Annotated in this window: 17 protein-coding genes and 1 pseudogene; 8 read left to right on the top strand and 10 right to left on the bottom strand. The window is 30.6% G+C overall.

From position 1 onward, the window contains the following. The 4 genes and pseudogenes from AABJ49_RS13375 to rpsF all read right to left on the bottom strand — a co-directional run. A pseudogene (locus AABJ49_RS13375) lies at nt 1–4,803 on the bottom strand (hypothetical protein); the annotation flags it as partial. Nucleotides 4,804–5,424: 621 nt separating this feature from the next. Then, a complete protein-coding gene (rplI, locus tag AABJ49_RS13370) occupies nt 5,425–5,868 on the bottom strand; it encodes a 50S ribosomal protein L9 (protein ID WP_338378792.1) in 444 nt (147 codons plus the stop codon). Between the two features lie 68 nt (nt 5,869–5,936). Continuing rightward, nucleotides 5,937–6,233 carry a 30S ribosomal protein S18 gene (rpsR, locus tag AABJ49_RS13365; protein ID WP_338378791.1) on the bottom strand — a complete coding sequence of 99 codons (297 nt, stop codon included), beginning with the start codon at nt 6,231–6,233 and terminating at the stop codon, nt 5,937–5,939. Nucleotides 6,234–6,235: 2 nt separating this feature from the next. Beyond that, nucleotides 6,236–6,577, bottom strand: a complete 342-nt coding sequence (rpsF, locus tag AABJ49_RS13360; protein ID WP_338378790.1) for a 30S ribosomal protein S6 — start codon at nt 6,575–6,577, stop codon at nt 6,236–6,238. Between the two features lie 175 nt (nt 6,578–6,752). Here rpsF and AABJ49_RS13355 point away from each other — a divergent pair, with 175 nt between their 5' ends. Further along, nucleotides 6,753–7,451, top strand: coding sequence for a LytTR family DNA-binding domain-containing protein (locus AABJ49_RS13355; RefSeq protein ID WP_338378789.1), 699 nt, complete (start codon nt 6,753–6,755; stop codon nt 7,449–7,451). Here AABJ49_RS13355 and priA read toward each other — a convergent pair. The 6 genes from priA to AABJ49_RS13325 all read right to left on the bottom strand — a co-directional run bounded on the left by priA (nt 7,448) and on the right by AABJ49_RS13325 (nt 13,669). Further along, on the bottom strand, nt 7,448–9,898 hold the full coding sequence (gene priA / locus AABJ49_RS13350) for a primosomal protein N' (protein WP_338378788.1): 2,451 nt from the start codon (nt 9,896–9,898) through the stop codon (nt 7,448–7,450). The two genes, AABJ49_RS13355 and priA, sit on opposite strands and share 4 nt — an antisense overlap. A gap of 109 nt (nt 9,899–10,007) precedes the next feature. Further along, nucleotides 10,008–10,568: a chalcone isomerase family protein gene (locus AABJ49_RS13345; RefSeq protein WP_338378787.1), complete on the bottom strand. Its 561-nt coding sequence runs from the start codon at nt 10,566–10,568 to the stop codon at nt 10,008–10,010. A 29-nt stretch (nt 10,569–10,597) separates the two neighbouring features. After that, entirely contained in the window at nt 10,598–11,527 is a 930-nt protein-coding gene (locus AABJ49_RS13340) for a YihY/virulence factor BrkB family protein (RefSeq protein ID WP_338378786.1), read from the bottom strand. Nucleotides 11,528–11,549: 22 nt separating this feature from the next. After that, nucleotides 11,550–12,407 (bottom strand): carboxylating nicotinate-nucleotide diphosphorylase, encoded by an 858-nt coding sequence (gene nadC, locus AABJ49_RS13335; protein ID WP_338378785.1) that lies wholly within the window; start codon nt 12,405–12,407, stop codon nt 11,550–11,552. Nucleotides 12,408–12,511: 104 nt separating this feature from the next. Continuing rightward, nucleotides 12,512–13,123, bottom strand: a complete 612-nt coding sequence (locus AABJ49_RS13330) for a thioredoxin family protein (RefSeq protein WP_338378784.1) — start codon at nt 13,121–13,123, stop codon at nt 12,512–12,514. 12 nt (nt 13,124–13,135) lie between these two features. Next, nucleotides 13,136–13,669, bottom strand: a complete 534-nt coding sequence (locus tag AABJ49_RS13325) for a TlpA family protein disulfide reductase (RefSeq protein ID WP_338378783.1) — start codon at nt 13,667–13,669, stop codon at nt 13,136–13,138. 115 nt (nt 13,670–13,784) lie between these two features. Here AABJ49_RS13325 and AABJ49_RS13320 point away from each other — a divergent pair, with 115 nt between their 5' ends. The 7 genes from AABJ49_RS13320 to trpB all read left to right on the top strand — a co-directional run bounded on the left by AABJ49_RS13320 (nt 13,785) and on the right by trpB (nt 20,231). Continuing rightward, on the top strand, nt 13,785–14,357 hold the full coding sequence (locus AABJ49_RS13320; RefSeq protein ID WP_338378782.1) for a pentapeptide repeat-containing protein: 573 nt from the start codon (nt 13,785–13,787) through the stop codon (nt 14,355–14,357). Nucleotides 14,358–14,569: 212 nt separating this feature from the next. Continuing rightward, nucleotides 14,570–15,970, top strand: a complete 1,401-nt coding sequence (locus AABJ49_RS13315) for an anthranilate synthase component I family protein (RefSeq protein ID WP_338378781.1) — start codon at nt 14,570–14,572, stop codon at nt 15,968–15,970. 54 nt (nt 15,971–16,024) lie between these two features. Then, entirely contained in the window at nt 16,025–16,588 is a 564-nt protein-coding gene (locus tag AABJ49_RS13310) for an aminodeoxychorismate/anthranilate synthase component II (protein ID WP_338378780.1), read from the top strand. Nucleotides 16,589–16,633: 45 nt separating this feature from the next. After that, on the top strand, nt 16,634–17,626 hold the full coding sequence (gene trpD, locus AABJ49_RS13305) for an anthranilate phosphoribosyltransferase (RefSeq protein WP_338378779.1): 993 nt from the start codon (nt 16,634–16,636) through the stop codon (nt 17,624–17,626). A gap of 1 nt (nt 17,627) precedes the next feature. Beyond that, nucleotides 17,628–18,416, top strand: a complete 789-nt coding sequence (trpC, locus tag AABJ49_RS13300; RefSeq protein WP_338378778.1) for an indole-3-glycerol phosphate synthase TrpC — start codon at nt 17,628–17,630, stop codon at nt 18,414–18,416. Beyond that, on the top strand, nt 18,413–19,054 hold the full coding sequence (locus AABJ49_RS13295) for a phosphoribosylanthranilate isomerase (protein WP_338378777.1): 642 nt from the start codon (nt 18,413–18,415) through the stop codon (nt 19,052–19,054). Before trpC ends, AABJ49_RS13295 begins: the two co-directional genes overlap by 4 nt. Next, nucleotides 19,038–20,231: a tryptophan synthase subunit beta gene (gene trpB / locus AABJ49_RS13290; protein ID WP_338378776.1), complete on the top strand. Its 1,194-nt coding sequence runs from the start codon at nt 19,038–19,040 to the stop codon at nt 20,229–20,231. The genes AABJ49_RS13295 and trpB overlap by 17 nt, the downstream gene beginning before the upstream one ends. Nucleotides 20,232–20,277 lie beyond the last annotated feature (46 nt).

The raw sequence follows: 20,277 nt of genomic DNA, 5'->3' as shown, positions 1-20,277 counted from the left end.
AATCATAGAACCATAATAAGTTGTTCCATCAAGTAATACTTCTGTTGAAGCTAATCCTGTTCCTCCTGTTGGAGTTGTATACCAACTAACATTTGATTCATTTACTTGAATGTCTGCAACTGTTGGGTTAGTACTCAAGCAAAATGTTTGTGTCGTTGAATTTGTGGTTGGAGTAGTTCCATTATTAATAGAAACCATAACTTCTAATCTTATTGAACTTTCACATCCTGAACCATCAATCATAGAACCATAATAAGTTGTTCCATCAAGTAATACTTCTGTTGAAGCTAATCCTGTTCCTCCTGTTGGAGTTGTATACCAACTAACATTTGATTCATTTACTTGAATATCTGCAACTGTTGGGTTTGCACTTAAACAAAATGTTTGTGCTGCTGAATTTGTAGTTGGGGTTTGTCCATTAGTTAAAGAGATTATCACTACTAATCGCACACTACTTTCACATCCAAAAGTGTCAATCATAGATCCATAATAAATAGCTCCATCTACTAATAATTCTGTTAAAAGTAAAGCTGTTCCTCCAGTTGGCGTTGTAAACCAACTAACATTAGATTCATTTACTTGAATATCTGCAACAGTTGGATTGGCACTCGAACAAAATGTTTGTGTAACTGAATTTGTTGTTGGTGTTGTTCCATTACTAATGGAAACTGTCACTTCTAAACGTATTAAACTTTCACATCCAAAACCACTTTCAATTGAACCATAATACATTGTTCCGTCTACCAATAGTTCTGTAGATGCTAATGCTGTTCCTCCTGTTTGAGTTGTGTACCAAACTACATTTGATTCATTTACTTGAATATCTGCAACTGTTGGGTTTACACTTGAACAAAATGTTTGTGAAGCTGAATTTGTCGTAGGTGTTGGTGTATTTCCATTTGTTACTGTTATTGTAACTGGTTTAAAATTACCTGATTCATTTAAACAAGTTGTATCTGAAATTAATCCAACATAATAAGTATAAGGACTATTTGGGACAGTTAAACCAGAAACAGTTAATGTTCCGTCAGCTAGAATTGTAAATGTTAATCCTCCAACTATACTTCCATCTATAATTGGTTGTGAATTATCATTGGTAAAAAACCAAGAGAATTGAGGGTTCTGTAAAGTCGATGATGGTGAAATTGTAGCTTCATTAACTGAACAAACTGTCACGTCATCGGCTACAATATCATTTGATTGAGAGAAAGAACGAATGGTAAATGTTATTGCTGTTCTATCTCCTTCTAAAGTCTGACAATATTCATCTGAACTAATACCCACATAATAAGTATATGTTCCTGCTGAAAGGTTTGATAAAACTAATGAAGATTGATTTTGATTTGCAATTAGTGTTTGAGTTGTTCCATCAAAACTATACCAATAAAAAATTGGATTTGTTATTGTTAAACTAGAATTTAATTGAGTACTTAGAGTAACATTTCCTGAATCAGAACATATATCTGTATTAGTTGAACCATTTATATTTACTAGATTAATTGCATTTTGAGGAGCTTTATTTATAATTACTGTAACTTTTCCTCTATCATAAGTTTCACAGCCATAACGAACCGGTTGAATATAAAATTCATGAGTTCCACTTACTAGATCTGAAGGAATTGTAAAAGTGGTTCCTGTTGAAACTACATTTCCTCCAACCGTTGCATCATACCATAAAAATGACACGCAGTTTTGAGGAGCTACTTCCAATTCTAAAATATCTCCAGCACAACCTTGAATTGCATTTATGGTATCTGCACCTATAACATTCGTATTATATATTCTGTTTACTTTGTGAACTCTTAATTCATCTAAAACACCTGCAACGCCACCAAATCTAATTTTAATTCTATCAAAATGTATCATTTGCGGTTCTATGGTCAACAACGCTTCTGCACCACCACTTAACAATTCTAAATTTAACAAAGTAGAAGTATTATCTAGTACTGAACCTATTGGAACATCTCCCATATACATTTGTAGAGTAAAACCAGTAAGTAAATTTAAACTTAAAAGTGTGCTCGGTTTAGATAATAATATTTGAATTGATTCATTCTCTAACGTTGGTGTATTAAATGAAACGGTCAAATCGGCTGCTGCTAAAACCCCAACACCACTAAACATAGTTGCATAAGTTGTTTCACTGTTGTCAACGGCATTATAAGGATTGCTAACACCAACTGTAGTTGTTAAAGCTCCAACTCCTAAATCTACTACTCCACTAAACACATCTTCTACATCACCAAGCGAACAATCAACTTGCGTTACTGGTAAATGATAATATGCTTCATATACTTTAAGATTTTGAGCAACACTTACTAAAGAATTAACAATAATTCTTACTCCATCATAATCTTTTGGACCTGTGTTATCAGTTGGTGTAAATGTGAATTCAAAAGAATTCTCTCCTGACAATAAATTTAATAATGAACTTGAAACTATTTGAGGTGTACCTATATCTATTGGTACTCCAGAAGAATTCTTTTTAGTTCCAACAATGGAATATCCTCCTAATAGAACTACTGCATTATTCCCAGAACCTAATTTTACGGTTACAGGAGTACCTGCCTGAATTACATTATCCCATTCTAGAATTTGCCAAGTAGTACCTATTCCTAAAAGCCCAATTCCGGTTGTAATAGTTGAAAATGTTTGAGGATTTTGATCAATTGCATTTGCAGTATTTGAAACAGAACCCGTTAAAACTGAACCCCAACTTTGTGAATCAGCATAAACTCTTTCATCTAAGCCAGGACAAGGAGAATTATCTAAAACTGTTACAGTAATAGTACCTGTTACAGAACAAAAAGTATTATTTGCTATAACTGTATAAGTATAAACACCAGTATTTACAAAAGGGCCTACAACATTAGATGTTAAAAGTGTTCCTGTTGAATCATAATAGGTTAATGTTCCATTCGAAGTTGCATCTAATGTAACTGTATCTCCAACGTTTGCTATTACATTAGTATCAGGAACTACTAATGTTGGTTCAGGATTCACTGTAACATTTACCTGTTGTACTAAAGAAACACAAGTTCCAAGCAAACTTATAGCTTGAACTGAATAAACTCCACTTGTTACAATATTAGTTGCAACATCTAAAGTAATTGCATTATTAAGTGCATCAAAAAAAGTATACTGAGTATCTCCTGATAAATCTAAATTTAAAATAGAGTCAAGTAAATTTACACTTCCACAACCTACTATGGTTGAAGCAAGATTTAATGTTAAACCCGTTGAATAATTGACTACAACTTCTTTAAGTGTATTCACTTCATTTTCACATCCATTTATTGATAATGAAACATAATAAACGAATGGTGAGTTAACTGCCGTTAAACCCGTTATACTTAATTGACCTGTAGTGCTATTGAAAACATAAGTAACTCCTACATCACCAGAATATCCTGTTGTAATTTCCTGCGCTTTTAATTGATCTTTATAATATCTAAAAGTTGCTCCTCCTATTGATGTAGAAGGTGTTAGTACGATAGATCCATTACAAGCATCCAATGGTGAAGTTATTGAAATATCTACAGCTGTTGGTATATTGACTACTTCCACATCAATTTTAACTCTTGTCGATTCATCTGGACAGTTTAAATCAACTGCCGCAACATAAAAAGATGTATCTTGTGTTAAAATATTTGTTACAAATGAGTCTCCAGAATTGGTAGATGCTAAAACGGCACCTCCAATAGGTTGGGAATACCAATTAATAGTTGTTCCTGCAATAGTTTCTGCTATTAATGTCGCAGTTGATCCTGAACAAACAGTTGGATCTAATGTGAATGCATCAGTAATAGTAGGTGGTGGTGGCACTCTTTTTATATCGTACAAATCTAAACTTTGAGTCAATTGTACATTCAAAAGTGAATTGTAACTAACAGTAATTCTATTTACTACACCATTTGGAACAAAAGGAATCGTTGCAACCTGATTTCCTTGAAGTAATGTTAGTAAATCTAAGTTCAAAAGTGAATTCAAGTTTGAGGTTTGAACAACAGTAGAATTATTATAACCTATGATTTGAATATTATTTGCAACACCTAAAGCTAATAGAGATGGATCAACCTTTAATCTTATTAGAAATTGGTCTGAAGGTTCTGATAATCCATCAAAATAAACAGTTTGATTTATAGAGGCTGCAACACTTAATATACCTAAACTCAGTTTAGAAAAATTATTTGGGTCTGAATCAATAACATGATGAGGATTTGTTACTCCAGCTCCTCCCACATTTAATAAATCAAAATTTAATCCAGAACCACTATAAGATGTATAAGAAGCAGAACCACAATTATCTTGTGTTTGAATATAAAAAGCACCATAAACTCCTAGTTTCTTAGTGTTTCCTAAACCTACTAAAGAGCCTACTCTATTTCTGATTCTAATTCTATTATAAGCTTGTGTTGGAGTTAAAGCTATAAAGTATTCATTTTGAGCATTTACAACAATCCGCAAATTATTTGAGGCAAAGTTATTAGCAATTTGACTATTACCTTCAAGAACCACAGTACTTCCATTCTTAGCCTGAACTGTAAATTCCTGATTGCCTATCAGAACTGACCCTAAAACATTTGAAAGCAAACCTCCTAAACTTCCACCCAATAAAGCCGGAAGTAAATTATCGTCTGTATCAATCTTAACATATGAAGTTGTGTTGGCTGGTAATGTTGTAGGAAATTCGAGCTCTAAAAAACCTGAATATGCTCCTATTCCAAGTAATAATCCAGAGCTTGCCCTAATTTCTGCCTTTGTAGATAAATTTCCATCAATAGAATTTGAAGAAAAATCCACTTCATTTTGATTTGAAATTAAAACAGCATTTATAGGAACAGACTGTTCAAGAATAGTATTCTGAAAGAGAATAATAAATTAAAGACAATAAACAAAACGATGAAATCCTGTCTTTTTAAGTTGTGTAATTCTAAATTCCATAAGCATAATATTTAAATTAATAAATCAAAAAAAATCTCAAATAATGAGGAATAATAAATTGGGTAGATTTATTTAAATAAATGTTTTGGAATTATAAGTGATGGATTTCTGTTTTAAATCACAGTTAGATACTTTACAAATATATTTTATCTCAATTTCAACAAAACATATTTATCCTTTTCAAAAAAATAAAAACTACACCAAGTGAGTTTGTTTTTATTTTACGTGTCTAAAATAAAAAAAACGTAATTTACTACAAATTAAAAATTGCAATATATTAAGCTTATTTAGTGCTAATTTAGCAAAATAAAATTAATTATTAAAGAAAAAAAACAATAATATAACCATTATTTAATACATAATACAATTGAAATGCTCAACATACTAATAAACAATATTTTAGTAGATTATCGAATCGTTAAATAACGAAAACAAAAAAAGCCTTCCGATTTGGAAGGCTTTTTTTAAAATATTTTAAAATTAAGCTTTTTCAGCGATAATTTCATAAGGTAGTTCAACTACTACATTTCTGTGTAATCTTACGTTTGCAGTATATTTTCCTGTACGCTTAACAATTCCACTAGTAATGAATTTTTTATCAATTGAATGACCATTTGATTCTAAAGCTTCTGCAATATTAGCATTCGTGATAGATCCAAATAATTTTTCTCCACCTGCTTTTGCCGAAATCTTAATTTCAAGAGCGTTCAATGCTTCAGCAACTTTGTTTGCATCATCCACTAATTTTTGCTCTTTGTGTGCTTTTTGTTTTAAATTTTCAGCTAAAACTTTTTTTGCTGAAGGAGTTGCTAAAGTTGCAAATCCTTGAGGAATTAAATAATTACGACCGTAACCGTTTTTAACAGTTACTACATCGTCTTTAAATCCTAAATTTTGAACATCTTGTTTTAAAATAAGTTCCATGTTGTTGTCCTTTATTAGTAGAAGTTAGCTCCGAAAAATAATCGGAGCAACAACTATATTTTTAAATATTATTTTAATAAATCTGCTACGTAAGGCATAATAGCAATATGTCTTGCTCTTTTTACCGCTACAGAAACTTTTCTTTGGTATTTTAAAGAAGTTCCTGTTAATCTACGTGGTAAAATTTTACCTTGCTCGTTAACAAATTTCAATAAGAAATCCGCATCTTTATAATCGATATATTTAATACCCGATTTTTTAAAACGACAATATTTCTTTTGTTTGTTTGTATCTATATTTAAAGGAGTAAGATATCTAATATCTCCCTCTTTTTTACCTTTTGCTGATTGCTCTAAAGATGCCATAATTAGTTTGATTTAGCTTTTAATTTTTCTCTTCTTCTTTCTGCCCAAGATACTGCATGCTTGTCTAATGATACAGTTAAAAAACGCATAACTCTTTCATCACGTCTAAATTCTGTTTCATAAGCAGCAATAATATCTGCATTTGCTTCAAATTGAAATAAGTGATAAAAACCACTTTTTTTGTGCTGGATTTCGTACGCTAATTTTTTTAAGCCCCAATCCTCTTTGGCTACCATCTTTGCTCCTTTAGAAGTAAGAAAATCTTCAAACTTGCTAACTGTTTCCTTTATCTGTTGTTCAGATAAAACGGGATTCAAGATGAAAACAGTTTCATAATGATTCATACTATAAAATTTATTTTGTTATAAAATTGGGTGCAAAAGTAAGTCTTTTATAAATAAATAACAAATCTTTCTAAAAAAAAATTATGGTAATTAAAAACTCAATTTTTATCGATAAACTTGTGTATTATTATGATTAACAATATATTTACACCATAATAACACATGATTTTAATAGATGAAATTAAATTGTATTGTTGTAGACGATAGTGCTTTGCAGCGCATAACTGTAACCAAACTAATCAATGAAAACCAACTCTTACATCTTGTCGGAGAGTTTTCTAATGCAACTGATGCGAAAAACTGCATCTCCACAAAAAATATTGATTTAGTTTTTTTAGACATTGAAATGCCTGTAATTAATGGATTTGATTTCTTAGATGGTCTAAAAGTAAAACCTCAAATTATTTTTATTACTGTAAAAACAGAATATGCTCTTAAAGCTTTTGACTATAATGCTACTGATTATCTTCACAAACCTTTAACAAAGGAACGCTTTAACCTTGCAGTAAATAAAGCCTACAATTTATTCAATCTTAAAAAAGAAATTAATGAAGATGATCAGGAATTTATATTTATTAAAAGTAATTTAAAGAAATTAAAAATATATACATCAAAAATCAGATGGATTGAAGCTTTTGGTGATTATGTAAAAGTAATTACGGAAGATGATAATCATTTGGTATTATCTACCATGAAAGCTTTTGAAAAAGATTTACCTGCTGATAGATTTATAAGAGTACATAAATCGTATATTATTAATGTAAACAAGGTAGAAACTTTTAATAGTAAATATGCTGAAATTGATACGTTTAAAATTCCTTTAAGCAGAAACAAAAAAGACAACTTGATGGAAGCTTTGAAAAAATCTTCTTAATAATTATCTACATTTATAGTTACTTTTATAGCTCTATAAAAGGCAACCGCTTCAAAACTATTCATTATTTTATGGATAGTTTTTTTGGTTAAAGACAAATTCTTCTCTTTTGGAATTTTAATTAATATAGTTCTGATGTATTCATTTCTAATACGACTTATAGCTGGTTCTTCTGGTCCAAGAATTGGCATTGGTAAATTTTGAGATAAAACATTGTACAACCACATAGAACCTTCTTTCAACTTATCGTAATCTCTATGTTTTAAAGTCAGTTTGATTAATTTATAGAAAGGTGGATATTTAAAGTTCTGACGTTCATAAATCTGCTCTTTAAACATCGAAGCATAATCATTACTCAAAACTTGCTGAATCGTATTGTGAAATACATTATAGGTCTGAATCATCACTAAACCTTTCTTTTCAGAACGACCAGAACGACCAGCGACTTGTGTCATCATTTGAAAAGCTCTTTCGTAAGCTCTAAAATCGGGTTGATTTAATAAGTTGTCTGCATTTAGAATTCCGACTAAAGTTACATTATCAAAATGCAAACCTTTGGCTAACATTTGTGTTCCAACCAAAATATCTACTTCCCTATTCTTGAAGGAATCGATGATTTTTTCGTAGCCAAATTTTCCTCTAGTTGTATCTTGATCCATTCGACCAATATTTTTATCTGGAAAAATGGCTTTTAACTCCAACTCTATTTGTTCTGTTCCAAAACCTTTTGTAGTCAGTTCAACCGATTGACAAGCGTGACAATGAGTTGGATTCGCAATTGAATACCCACAATAATGACAACGCAATTGATTTTTGTGTTTGTAATAAGTCAGACTCACATCACAACTTGGACAATTAGGCACGTGACCACAAGTTATGCATTCCACATAAGGTGAAAATCCTCTTCTGTTTTGAAATAAAATAACTTGTTCTCCTGATTCTAAAGCGTTTGAAATTGCTTCTATCAATTCATCCGAAAAATGACCGTTCATTCTTTTTCTGAAATATTTATCTTTTAAATCGATGAGTTTAATTTCAGGTAAAACTACGTTTCCGAAACGTTCGGTTAATTCAACTAACTTGTATTTATTGGTTTTTACATTATAATAGGTTTCCAAACTTGGAGTTGCACTTCCTAATAAAATTTTGGCTTGATGTTGTTTTGCTAAAACTACTGCACAATCACGAGCATGATACCTTGGAGCTGGTGCTTCTTGTTTATAGGTTTGCTCGTGTTCTTCATCAACGACAATTAAACCTAAATTTGAAAAAGGTAAAAATAAAGCACTTCTAACACCAATTACAACTTTAGCTTTTTCTGAATTTTCCAAAACCTGATTCCAAACCTCAATTCGCTCATTATTTGAATATTTAGAATGAAAAACAGCTACTTGATTGCCAAAATAAGCTACTAATCGTTGAACCAATTGGGTTGTTAGTGCAATTTCAGGTAATAAAAACAATACTTGCTTATCCTTATTAATTTGTTCTTCTATAAGTTTGATGTAAATTTCGGTTTTACCTGAAGCTGTTACACCATGTAATAATGTAATATCATTTTCAATAAAACTTTCTTCAATTTGATTAAATGCTTTTTGTTGGGGTTCACTTAACGTGAAATGACTGTCGTTTTCCTTTTCAAAAACAACTCTATCCTGATTGATGAAATATTCTACAAAAACTTCTTTTTCTAATAATGATTTTATAGTTGCAGAAGTACTTCCAGAAAATTCAACTAATTGTTTAACCGAAATAGGTTTCTTTTTTTTGGCTTGTAACTGAAAAAAAGACAAAACTAGTTCGCGTTGTTTTTTAGCTCTTGATAAATTCTCAAGCAATAAACCTAAATTATCTTGATTGTTAAATTCATCATGTAATTTTACATAACGAACCTGTTTAGGTTTGTATTGTTCTGAAATTTCTTCTTGCAATTGCAAAGCTCCTTTTTCAAGCAATCGATTTAAAACTGGAAAAATGGTTTTCTTTCCTAAAATTTTCACGACTTCATTAACAGTAATGGATGATTGCAATTTTAAAGCTTCAAAAATTAAATATTCATCGTCTTTTAATTCGTTTTCATCAACCTCAACCTCTTTTTTGGCTGTAATTATGGTTTCACTTTCCAACATATAGCCAGAAGGCAAAGCACTTTTAAACACCTCTCCTAAAGAACACATATAATAATTCGCTATCCAATTCCAATGTCCCAATTGAATTTCGTTTACAATGGGTTTTTCGTCAATTATTTGATGAATTTCTTTGGCTGAATATAATTGAGGTGGATTGTTGTGCTTGGCAATAACTAAAGAAGTGAACACTTTACTTTTTCCAAAAGGAACTGCTACTCGCATTCCTATCGAAACATAAGAAAATTCGGCTTCAGAAACCTTGTAAGTAAAGGTTTTGTTTACGGCTAAAGGTAAAATTACTTCAATGAAAAACTGCATGTAGCAAATGTAAAAAAAAGTGTTCAGTGTTCAGTGAATAGTTGGTAGATTTATCAAACAAAAAAAACACCTCCAAATTGGAAGTGTTTATATTGAATTTTAAGATAAATTATTTACCTAACATACCATCTTTTAAATCGTCATCAGCTGGTTTTTTACCTAACCAAATTCCGAATAAGGCTTTTTTGAAATCGTATCCATCAATAGAACCTTTTTTTGCTCCATTTTTATAAACGATAGTTTCCTTACCATCAAACATGATGATAAATGAATCTCCTTTGTTAATTTTTTCTTTGAAGAATCCTTTGAATTTATCGATTTTTGCTTTTAAAGGAGCTGTGTTTTTGTTGGTTGCATTTTCAAACCCTTCATTAACGGCATCAATCATTTTGTCTGAAGTAATCATTCCAGAAACAATGTTTAGCTTAATAGCAGCAGCATCTTTGCTATCTACAATATCTTGAGCATTTGTAGATTTTTTGGTTACATACAATGATCCTACATATAAATCAATCCACATTTTTTCTCTTAAACCTGCACCATTTAAAGTAAGGTCTTTTCCTTCAAGAGAAAGTTTATCATCAATCTTTACTCCAGATACTGTTTTTTGAGCATTCATTGAAATGGTTGTGAATGCAATTAAAAATAATGCTAAAATCTGCTTTTTCATAATTTATTGTTTATTGTTATTAATTTTTGTTAAATATATAAATTTTTTCGTTTTAATTTATTGATAGCTGCATTTAATTCGAAACCTAATAATAGAACCATACAATTTATCCATATGTAGAACATTAAAACAAGAAGTGTGCCAATTGATCCATATAGTTCATTATATCTTGCAAATTTCTCCACATATATTCCAAAAATATATGAAGAAAGTATTATTAAAACAGTGGTGAATATGGCTCCAGAACTAATAAATTTAATCTTTGCCGTTTCTTTGGTTCCGTACTTATATAATATTGAGGTTGTAATTAATATCATCAAAACCACAAAAGCATATCTACCCCATTCAATCAATGAAATATCATCTGAAAAATAATCTTGTATTTTTATTTTTTGAATAAATACTTCAAAAACAATGATGGCTGCTACTGTAATTATTAATAGTAAAGAAAGTATTAATGATAAAGCCAATGAAATTAAATACTGTCTAAAATAACCACGAGTCAGCGTAATATGTTCACTCATTTCAAATCCACCCAAAATAGCATTAACCCCATTTGTCATTAAGAAAATAGATAAAATAAAACCTGTAGACAACAAGCCTTGATAACTGTTGTTTAAAATATCCATTATGATTTTATCAATAGCTTCAAAAGTATTAGGAGGCACATTTTGAGCAATAAAATTTATAAAATCTACTTGGAAATCTTCTATGGGAATATAAGGAATTAAGTTTAAAATAAATAACGCAAAGGGAAACAATGCCATGAAAAAACTAAAGGCAATTGCACTTGCTCTATATGAAAATGCTCCTTTAAAAATACCTAAAACGTATAATTCCAAAACATCATAAAGTGACATTCCTTCAATCAAAGACTTGAACTTTACGTTTTTTGTAAAACGAGCCAATTGTCTAATTACTGGTATTTTATCGAGCTTCTTTTCAATTAATTCTGACATTCTTGCTGAATTTATTACTACATTATAAAGCTTTTAAACTCAAATCCATATTATAAACCGAATGCGTTAAAGCACCACAAGAAATATAATCAACTCCACATAATGCATACTCACGAATGGTTTTTTCATTGATGTTTCCAGAAGATTCAGTTAAACATTTATCTCCAATGAAAGCAACTGCCTTCTTGGTTGTTTCAAAGTCAAAATTATCCAATAAAATACGATAAACTCCACCAGCTTTGATAATTTGTTCAACTTCATTCATATCTCTTGCTTCTACAATGATTTTTAAATCTTTGTTATTGTCTTTTAGATATTGTTTTGTTTTTTCAATCGCTTGCGGAATTCCACCTGCAAAATCAATGTGGTTGTCTTTTAGCATAATCATATCATACAAAGCAAAACGATGATTTTCTCCACCACCTATTTTGACAGCCCACTTTTCAATAGCACGAATTCCTGGTGTTGTTTTTCTGGTGTCCAAAATTTTTGCTTTTGCATCTCCAATTAAATCAACAAATTCTTTAGTTTTTGTTGCAATAGCACTCATTCGTTGCATGGAATTTAACACCAAACGTTCTGCTTTTAAAATAGATTGAGATCTTCCTGTAACATGAAAAACGATATCTCCATATTTTACTTTTTCACCATCATTGATAAAAGTTACTACTTCCATTTCCAAATCGACGTAGTTGAAAATCATTTTGGCAAATTCGACACCAGCAATAATTCCTTCATCTTTTACTAAAAGTTTGGCTTTTCCTTGAGCATCTTTTGGAATACATGCTAAAGAACTATGATCACCATCTCCAACATCTTCTCTTATGGCATTTGAAATTATTATATCTAATTCGGCTTTAAATTGAGTTTCTGAAATCATTCTTGTATTTTTAATAGTGCTAAAATAAGCAAAAGTTTGACTATTAAAATAAAAAACCACGCAAAAAGCATGGTTCTTTATTCAATTTTTTAAGTTATCTAAATTTAAGCTTTGATAGAACAACCAATAGCTTTTGTTGTTTTAACTTCCACTTCTATTCCTTTTAAAAGTGAGTTAACAGCATCTTCTACATATTTTACTTTAACAGCTTTTTCATCTTCATAATTATCATCAATTGCACCAATGTATTTTACTATATTACCTTTAGCGGTTTTCTCTAAAATGTAAACATGAGGTGTTTTTGTAGCTCCATATTGAGGATAAATTTTTTGACCTTCATCAAATAAGTATGGAAAAGTAAAACCTTTTTCTTTGGCTCTAACAATCATTAACTCAAAACTATCCTCTTTGTTTTTTTCTGGATTATTTGGATTAATAGCAATCACAGGATATCCTAATTTCTTGTATTTTTTATCTAAAGCAACGATTCTTTCTTCATAAGCTTTTGCATATGGACAATGGTTACAAGTAAAAATCACAATAAATCCTTTGGCATCTTTATAATCTTTTAAAGAAACCATTTTGTTATCAATGTTTTTCAGAGAAAAATCTGTAGCAACATCACCAATATCATAACCTGCTGCTGTATCTTTTGTCGTGAAAGCAAAAATAAATACACCAATTAATCCTAAAAGAGCAATTCTAAATTTTTTCATTTTTTTTTTAATTTAATTTATAAACGATTTAACTTCTTCTTCTAATTCTTCATATTCAAACGATTGTTCATAAAACTTTCGCTTGTTTTTGTTAATTATCAATGTTGCAGGAATAGCACCTGACCAGTCTTTATCTATCTTTTCAATCCAACTATTTGCATCTGGATCGTTTAATAAAACTACTTCAACATTCATTTTCTTCTTTTCTAAAAAAGGCATCAAACTTTTTTCAACAGACTTTGGAAAATCTAAACTTACTAAAATCAGTTTAAAAGGTTTGTTTTGGTATGTTTCTTGTAATTTTAAAAAACTAGGCAATTCTTTAACACAAGGTGCACACCAAGTTGCCCAAAAATTATAAACATAAGTGGTGTCGTTATCCATATCCATGTAAGCCTCTAGACCGTCATAATCAAACGATTTTACTTCATAATTGGCACTTTTGTAAATTTTCAAAGGTTTAGGTGCTTTATTTTCTTGAGCTACAGCTGTAAACCCAAAAATCATAAAAAACAGTGACGACACAATTGAAAATTTAAACTTCATATTTGATTATTTAAGTCCAAATTTAATCAAATCAATTCCTAAAATTTGTTATTTTAACATAACTTTATTGTTACTTCTTGCTTCTATTTTCCTTATTTTTACCAAAATTATTAAAATGAGCGATTACGTTATTGGAGAAAAATTTGAAGGTAAAACTTTTGAAGAAACTGATATAAAATACAAGGAATTTGAAGATTGTCAATTCATAAATTGTGATTTTACGCAATGTACATTTCAAAATGAAACTTTTGTAGATTGTACTTTTACTGAATGTAATTTCAAAAGTACTAAAATCAATTACGTTTCATTACGAGATGTTTTATTCGTAAAATGTAATTTCACTAGTGTCAATTTTGCCATGACTGACCAAGTATTATATCATTTTAATTTTCAAGATTGTATTTTAGATTATGCTCAATTTTACAAACTGAAACTCAAAAAAATGCGTTTTGACAATTGCAGTATGGTTGCAGTTGATTTCATGGAAACTGATTTAACTGAAAGTGTTTTTAATAATTGTGATCTGCGTAGAGCTGTTTTTATTAACACTATAGCTAATAAAGCTGATTTTTACACCAGCTTTAATTATGCAATTGACCCAGAAGTTAACAAGTTAAAAAAAGCCCAATTTTCTGTGAATGGATTAAAAGGTTTATTAGAAAAATACGATTTAATAATAAGAGATTAACACAAAATTTGTTTTTTACAAAATAGTTTCTATATCTTTGCATAAGAAATAAATAAAATGAACACATTTTTAAACAATACTTGGTGGTGGAACAACTTACGTCAAACGTCGTGAGCAATTCCTGCTATAGTATAATTTAATTCAAATACATAGAAAAGGCTTGTCAATCACGACAAGCCTTTTTTTATTGCCAAATTTTAAAAATTCAATTAATGAAAACCTATAAATTAAATACAAACTTTAAACAAATTCTAGCAGATACAATGACTCCTGTTAGTGTTTATTTGAAAATACGCGATAAATTCCCCAACAGTATTTTATTAGAAAGCTCTGATTATCATGGCAATGAAAATAGTTTCTCTTACATCTGTTTCAATCCAATTGCTTCCATAAAAGTGGAAAATCAAAAAATTGAAACTAATTTTCCTGATGGATTTTCTGAAATTATTCCAATAGACAATCATGTGAATGTAACTAATGAAATTGAGCAATTTTCTAAACAATTCATTACAGATGAAAGCCAATTTAAATTCATCACACAAGGGCTTTTTGGATATATTGCCTATGATGCCGTTCAACATTTTGAAAAAATAGAAATTGCTCAAAAATCTACAGAAAATAAAATTCCTGAAATTTATTATGCTGTTTATCAAAACATAATTGCCATAAACCATTTCAAAAATGAAGCTTTTATTTTTTGTCATTCGTATGAAAACCGAAACAACATAGCTGAAATCCAACAATTATTACAAGCGAAAAACTTTGCTTCTTTCAACTTTACGAAAAAGGGTGAAGTAGTTTCAAATTTAACAGATGCTGATTTTAAAAATTATGTGACTTTAGCCAAAAAACACTGCCAACGTGGAGATGTTTTCCAATTGGTTTTATCTAGACGTTTTTCGCAAGATTTTAAAGGTGATGAATTCAATGTATATCGTGCTTTAAGAAGTATCAATCCTTCTCCTTACCTGTTCTATTTTGATTATGGAAATTTTAAAATATTTGGGTCTTCGCCCGAAGCACAATTAGTTATTAAAGATAATCATGCCGAAATTCACCCAATCGCTGGAACTTTTAAACGAACAGGAAATGATGAAGATGATGCTATTTTAGCAAAGAAATTAAACGAAGACAAAAAAGAAAACAGCGAACACGTTATGTTGGTCGATTTAGCCCGAAACGATTTAAGCAGAAGTTGTAACGAAGTGAAAGTTGAAAAATATAAAGAAGTCCAGTTTTTCTCTCACGTGATTCATTTAGTTTCTAAAGTATCCGGGAAATTAAAACCCAATCATCCATTTATGGAATTGGTTGCCAAAACGTTTCCAGCCGGAACTTTATCTGGTGCTCCAAAAAACAAAGCCATGCAATTAATCGAATCAATCGAAAAAACAAATCGTAGTTATTATGGTGGAGCGATTGGATTTATGGATTTTCAAGGTAATTTTAATCACGCCATTATGATCCGAAGTTTTTTAAGTAAAAATCATACCTTACACTTTCAAGCTGGAGCAGGAATTGTAGCTGATTCATCAGAAGAAAATGAAACACAAGAAGTGTATAATAAATTAGGAGCTTTACAAAAAGCCCTTGATATTGCGGAAACGATTTAACACATTATACAATATACAATATACAACATATAATATTACAATATTAATAAGAACATGAAAATAGTAGTCATAGATAATTACGATAGTTTTACTTATAATTTAGTCCATTATTTAGAAGATTTGAATGCCGAAGTTACCGTTTTCCGTAACGATGAATTTGAATTAGATGAACTAGAAAAATTCGATAAAATCTTACTTTCTCCTGGACCAGGAATTCCAGATGAAGCTGGCTTTTTGAAAGATGTTATTAAAAAGTTCGCATCTACAAAAAGCATCTTTGGTGTTTGTTTAGGTTTACAAGCCATTGGAGAAGTTTTTGGAGCCAAATTGACGAATTTAGAAAAAGTCTATCATGGTGTGGCCACAAAAGTTACACAAACAGAAGAAGATTTTATTTTCAATGATTTACCTAAAGAAACTGAAGTAGGTCGTTATCATTCTTGGGTTGTTTCAACAGAAAACCTTCCAAAAGATTTAATCGTAACTAGTGTAGATGAAAACGGACAAATCATGTCGATGAAACATGCAACTTATGATGTTCGCGGTGTGCAATATCATCCAGAAAGTGTCTTGACTCCAAACGGTAAAAAGATTTTAGAAAATTGGCTTTTGAATTAAATTAAAAGCACTAATTACTAATCCCTTTTCCCTAATTACTTATACATGAAAACCATATTAAACAGATTAATCAATCACGAAATACTTTCTAAAGCAGAAGCCAAAGAGGTATTAGTCAACATATCAGCAGGAAATTATAATCCAAGTCAAATATCAGCATTCTTAACCGTTTACATGATGCGAAGCATTACCATCGAAGAACTTTCGGGTTTTCGTGAAGCTTTGTTGGAATTGTGTATTCCTGTAGATTTTTCAGCCTACAATACCATAGATTTATGCGGAACTGGTGGTGATGGAAAAGATACATTTAACATCTCAACTTTAGCTTCATTCATAGTTGCTGGAGCTGGAATTAAAGTTGCAAAACATGGAAATTACGGAGTTTCTTCTATTTCTGGTTCTAGTAATGTGATGGAAAAAATGGGAGTTAAATTCACGAATGACATTGACTTTTTAACCAAATCTATCGAAGAAACGAACATCGCAATTCTTCATGCCCCTTTATTTCACCCAGCTATGAAAAATGTGGGACCAATTCGAAAAGAATTAGGAGTTAAAACCTTTTTTAACATGTTAGGCCCAATGGTAAATCCGTCCTTTCCAAAGAATCAAATGGTTGGTGTTTTTAGCTTAGAGTTGGCTCGAATGTATGCTTATTTATATCAAAATACTACAACAAATTACTCTATTCTTCATGGATTAAGTGGTTTTGACGAAGTTTCGTTAACTGATGATGTAAAGATAATTTCAAATCATTCAGAGCAAATTTTAAAACCCACTGATTTTAATTTTCCAAGCATAAAATTAGAAACCATAAAAGGAGGAACTACAATTGATTATGCTGCCAAAATTTTCCATGATGTAATTTCAGGAAAAGGTTCAGTCGAACAAAATAATGTGGTTTGTGCGAATGCAGCCATTGCTATTCAAACTATAGAAAAATCAAGTTATGAAGATGCATTAGCCAAAGCTCAAGAAAGCTTAGTTTCTGGAAAAGCATTTGAAAAATTGAATCAATTAATTGCTTTAAGTAAATAACATGAATATTTTAGATAAAATCATAACCGACAAAAAAAGAGAAGTTGCTCTAAAGAAAAGCATCATTCCTGTTTCCCAATTGGAAGCTTCTGTTTTATTTAATGGTAGAACAAATTCAATGGCCAAATTGCTAAAAAACAGTTTATCTGGAATTATAACAGAACACAAACGTCGTTCCCCTTCAAAATCAGTAATTAACAACAATCATTCAGTAGAAGATGTCGTCTTAGGCTATCAAAATGCTGGTGCTTGTGGTATTTCTGTTTTAACAGATGGAAAATATTTTGGTGGAAGTTTAGATGATTTGCTATTAGCCAAAGCTTCTGTAAACATTCCCTTATTGCGAAAAGAATTTGTGATTGATGAATATCAAATATTAGAAGCCAAAGCTAATGGTGCTGATGTAATTCTTCTAATTGCAGCTGTTTTAACGCGTGAAGAAATCAAAAAATTATCTGAATTTGCTCAAAGTTTAGCTTTAGAAGTTTTGTTAGAAGTGCATAATCAAGAAGAATTAGAAAAATCCATTATACCAAGTTTAGACATGATTGGTGTCAACAATAGAAACTTAAAAACGTTTGAAGTGAGTTTGGATTATAGTAAAGAATTAGCCAATCAAATTCCAGATGATTTTGTAAAAGTTTCGGAAAGTGGTATTAGTTCAATTGAAGCTGTAAAAGAACTTCAACAATTTGGTTATCAAGGCTTTTTAATGGGAGAACATTTTATGAAAACTGATAATCCAGGTGCAGCAGCAATTGAATTTATTAGAAAAGTATCTTTAAAATGAAAAACATAAGATTAAAAATATGTGGCATGAAATATTCTGAAAACATTCAGGAAATTGCTGCATTAAAACCTGATTATTTAGGTTTCATTTTTTGGGATAAATCAAGTCGAAAGTTCGAATTAAAAGAACTTCCAAAATTAGATTCAAACATTAAAAAAGTAGGTGTTTTTGTAGATCCAAGTTTAGAGGAAATTCAAAATAAAATCAAGACCTTTCAATTAGATGTCATTCAATTGCACGGAAAAGAATCGGTTGATTATTGTGCTAATTTAAAGAATGAAAAAGTCGAAATTATAAAAGCATTTTCAATAAATAATGACTTTGATTTCAATCAATTAAAAGCTTATGAAAATGTTGTGGATTTCTTTCTCTTCGATACAAAAGGAAAATTACCTGGTGGAAATGGAACTACTTTCGATTGGCAAGTTTTAGAAAATTACAACTTACAAAAACCTTTCTTTTTAAGTGGAGGAATTGGTTTAACCGAAATAAACAAAATACAAGAATTCGTAGATTCAGAATTATCAAAATACTGCTATGCAATTGATGTTAACAGTCGTTTTGAAACAGAACCTGGATTAAAAAATAAAATTGATTTAGAAAAATTTAAAAAATTGCTTTATGAAAACAAAATATAACGTTGACGAAAACGGATTTTACGGCAAATTTGGTGGCGCTTTTATCCCAGAAATGCTACATCCAAATGTAGAAGAATTAAAAGAAAATTACTTAAAAATAATGGCTGAACCTTCGTTTCAAGAAGAATGTGATCAGTTATTGCAACAATATGTTGGACGTCCAACTCCTCTCTATTTTGCCAAACGTTTATCCGAAAAATACAATACAAAGATCTATCTAAAACGAGAAGATTTATGTCACACCGGTGCTCATAAAGTAAACAACACTATCGGGCAGATTTTAATGGCAAAACGTCTGGGTAAAACCAGAATCATTGCTGAAACCGGTGCTGGCCAACATGGTGTAGCTACAGCAACCGTTTGTGCTTTAATGGGATTAGAATGTATTGTTTATATGGGTGAAGTTGACATTAAACGTCAAGCTCCAAATGTAGCTCGTATGAAAATGTTAGGTGCTGAAGTTAGACCAGCAACTTCGGGTTCAAAAACCTTGAAAGACGCTACCAATGAGGCGATTCGTGATTGGATAAATAATCCTGTAGATACTTTTTACATTATTGGTTCTGTTGTTGGACCTCATCCATATCCAGATATGGTTGCTAGATTTCAAAGTGTGATTTCTAAAGAGATTAAAGTGCAATTACAAAAACAAGAAGGTAGAGAAAATCCAGATTATGTAATTGCCTGTGTTGGTGGTGGAAGCAATGCAGCTGGAGCTTTCTACGAATTTTTAGAAGATGAATCCGTAAAATTAATCGCAGTTGAAGCTGCAGGTCATGGAGTAGATTCTGGGGAAAGTGCAGCGACTTCTGTTTTAGGAAAAATCGGAATAATTCACGGTAGTAAAACCTTATTAATGCAAACAGAAGACGGACAAATAACCGAACCTTATTCTATTTCTGCAGGTTTAGATTATCCTGGTGTTGGACCTTTACACGCTCATTTACATGATTCTAATCGTGCTGAATTTATAGCAATTACTGATAAAGAAGCCATGCAATCAGGTTTAGAAATTTCAAAAATGGAAGGCATTATTCCAGCTATTGAAACGGCTCATGCTTTTTCTGTTTTGGATAAAAAACAATTCAAACCAACAGATATTGTTGTAATCAATTTATCAGGAAGAGGTGATAAAGATTTGAATACTTATATAGAATATTTTAATTTGAGTGATTAGTGATTAGTGATTAGTGATTAGTGATTAGTGATTAGTGATTAGTGAT

Source organism: uncultured Flavobacterium sp. (assembly GCF_963922255.1).
Taxonomy (GTDB): domain Bacteria; phylum Bacteroidota; class Bacteroidia; order Flavobacteriales; family Flavobacteriaceae; genus Flavobacterium.
Note: the sequence above shows the minus strand (reverse complement) of the source record. Positions and strands in the feature narration are given on the sequence as shown.

Coding starts and splice junctions, on each gene's coding strand:
- rplI (WP_338378792.1), bottom strand. CDS start 5,868: ATGGAACTTATTTTAAAACAAGATGTTCAAAATTTAGGATTTAAAGAC.
- rpsR (WP_338378791.1), bottom strand. CDS start 6,233: ATGGCATCTTTAGAGCAATCAGCAAAAGGTAAAAAAGAGGGAGATATT.
- rpsF (WP_338378790.1), bottom strand. CDS start 6,577: ATGAATCATTATGAAACTGTTTTCATCTTGAATCCCGTTTTATCTGAA.
- AABJ49_RS13355 (WP_338378789.1), top strand. CDS start 6,753: ATGAAATTAAATTGTATTGTTGTAGACGATAGTGCTTTGCAGCGCATA.
- priA (WP_338378788.1), bottom strand. CDS start 9,898: ATGCAGTTTTTCATTGAAGTAATTTTACCTTTAGCCGTAAACAAAACC.
- AABJ49_RS13345 (WP_338378787.1), bottom strand. CDS start 10,568: ATGAAAAAGCAGATTTTAGCATTATTTTTAATTGCATTCACAACCATT.
- AABJ49_RS13340 (WP_338378786.1), bottom strand. CDS start 11,527: ATGTCAGAATTAATTGAAAAGAAGCTCGATAAAATACCAGTAATTAGA.
- nadC (WP_338378785.1), bottom strand. CDS start 12,407: ATGATTTCAGAAACTCAATTTAAAGCCGAATTAGATATAATAATTTCA.
- AABJ49_RS13330 (WP_338378784.1), bottom strand. CDS start 13,123: ATGAAAAAATTTAGAATTGCTCTTTTAGGATTAATTGGTGTATTTATT.
- AABJ49_RS13325 (WP_338378783.1), bottom strand. CDS start 13,669: ATGAAGTTTAAATTTTCAATTGTGTCGTCACTGTTTTTTATGATTTTT.
- AABJ49_RS13320 (WP_338378782.1), top strand. CDS start 13,785: ATGAGCGATTACGTTATTGGAGAAAAATTTGAAGGTAAAACTTTTGAA.
- AABJ49_RS13315 (WP_338378781.1), top strand. CDS start 14,570: ATGAAAACCTATAAATTAAATACAAACTTTAAACAAATTCTAGCAGAT.
- AABJ49_RS13310 (WP_338378780.1), top strand. CDS start 16,025: ATGAAAATAGTAGTCATAGATAATTACGATAGTTTTACTTATAATTTA.
- trpD (WP_338378779.1), top strand. CDS start 16,634: ATGAAAACCATATTAAACAGATTAATCAATCACGAAATACTTTCTAAA.
- trpC (WP_338378778.1), top strand. CDS start 17,628: ATGAATATTTTAGATAAAATCATAACCGACAAAAAAAGAGAAGTTGCT.
- AABJ49_RS13295 (WP_338378777.1), top strand. CDS start 18,413: ATGAAAAACATAAGATTAAAAATATGTGGCATGAAATATTCTGAAAAC.
- trpB (WP_338378776.1), top strand. CDS start 19,038: ATGAAAACAAAATATAACGTTGACGAAAACGGATTTTACGGCAAATTT.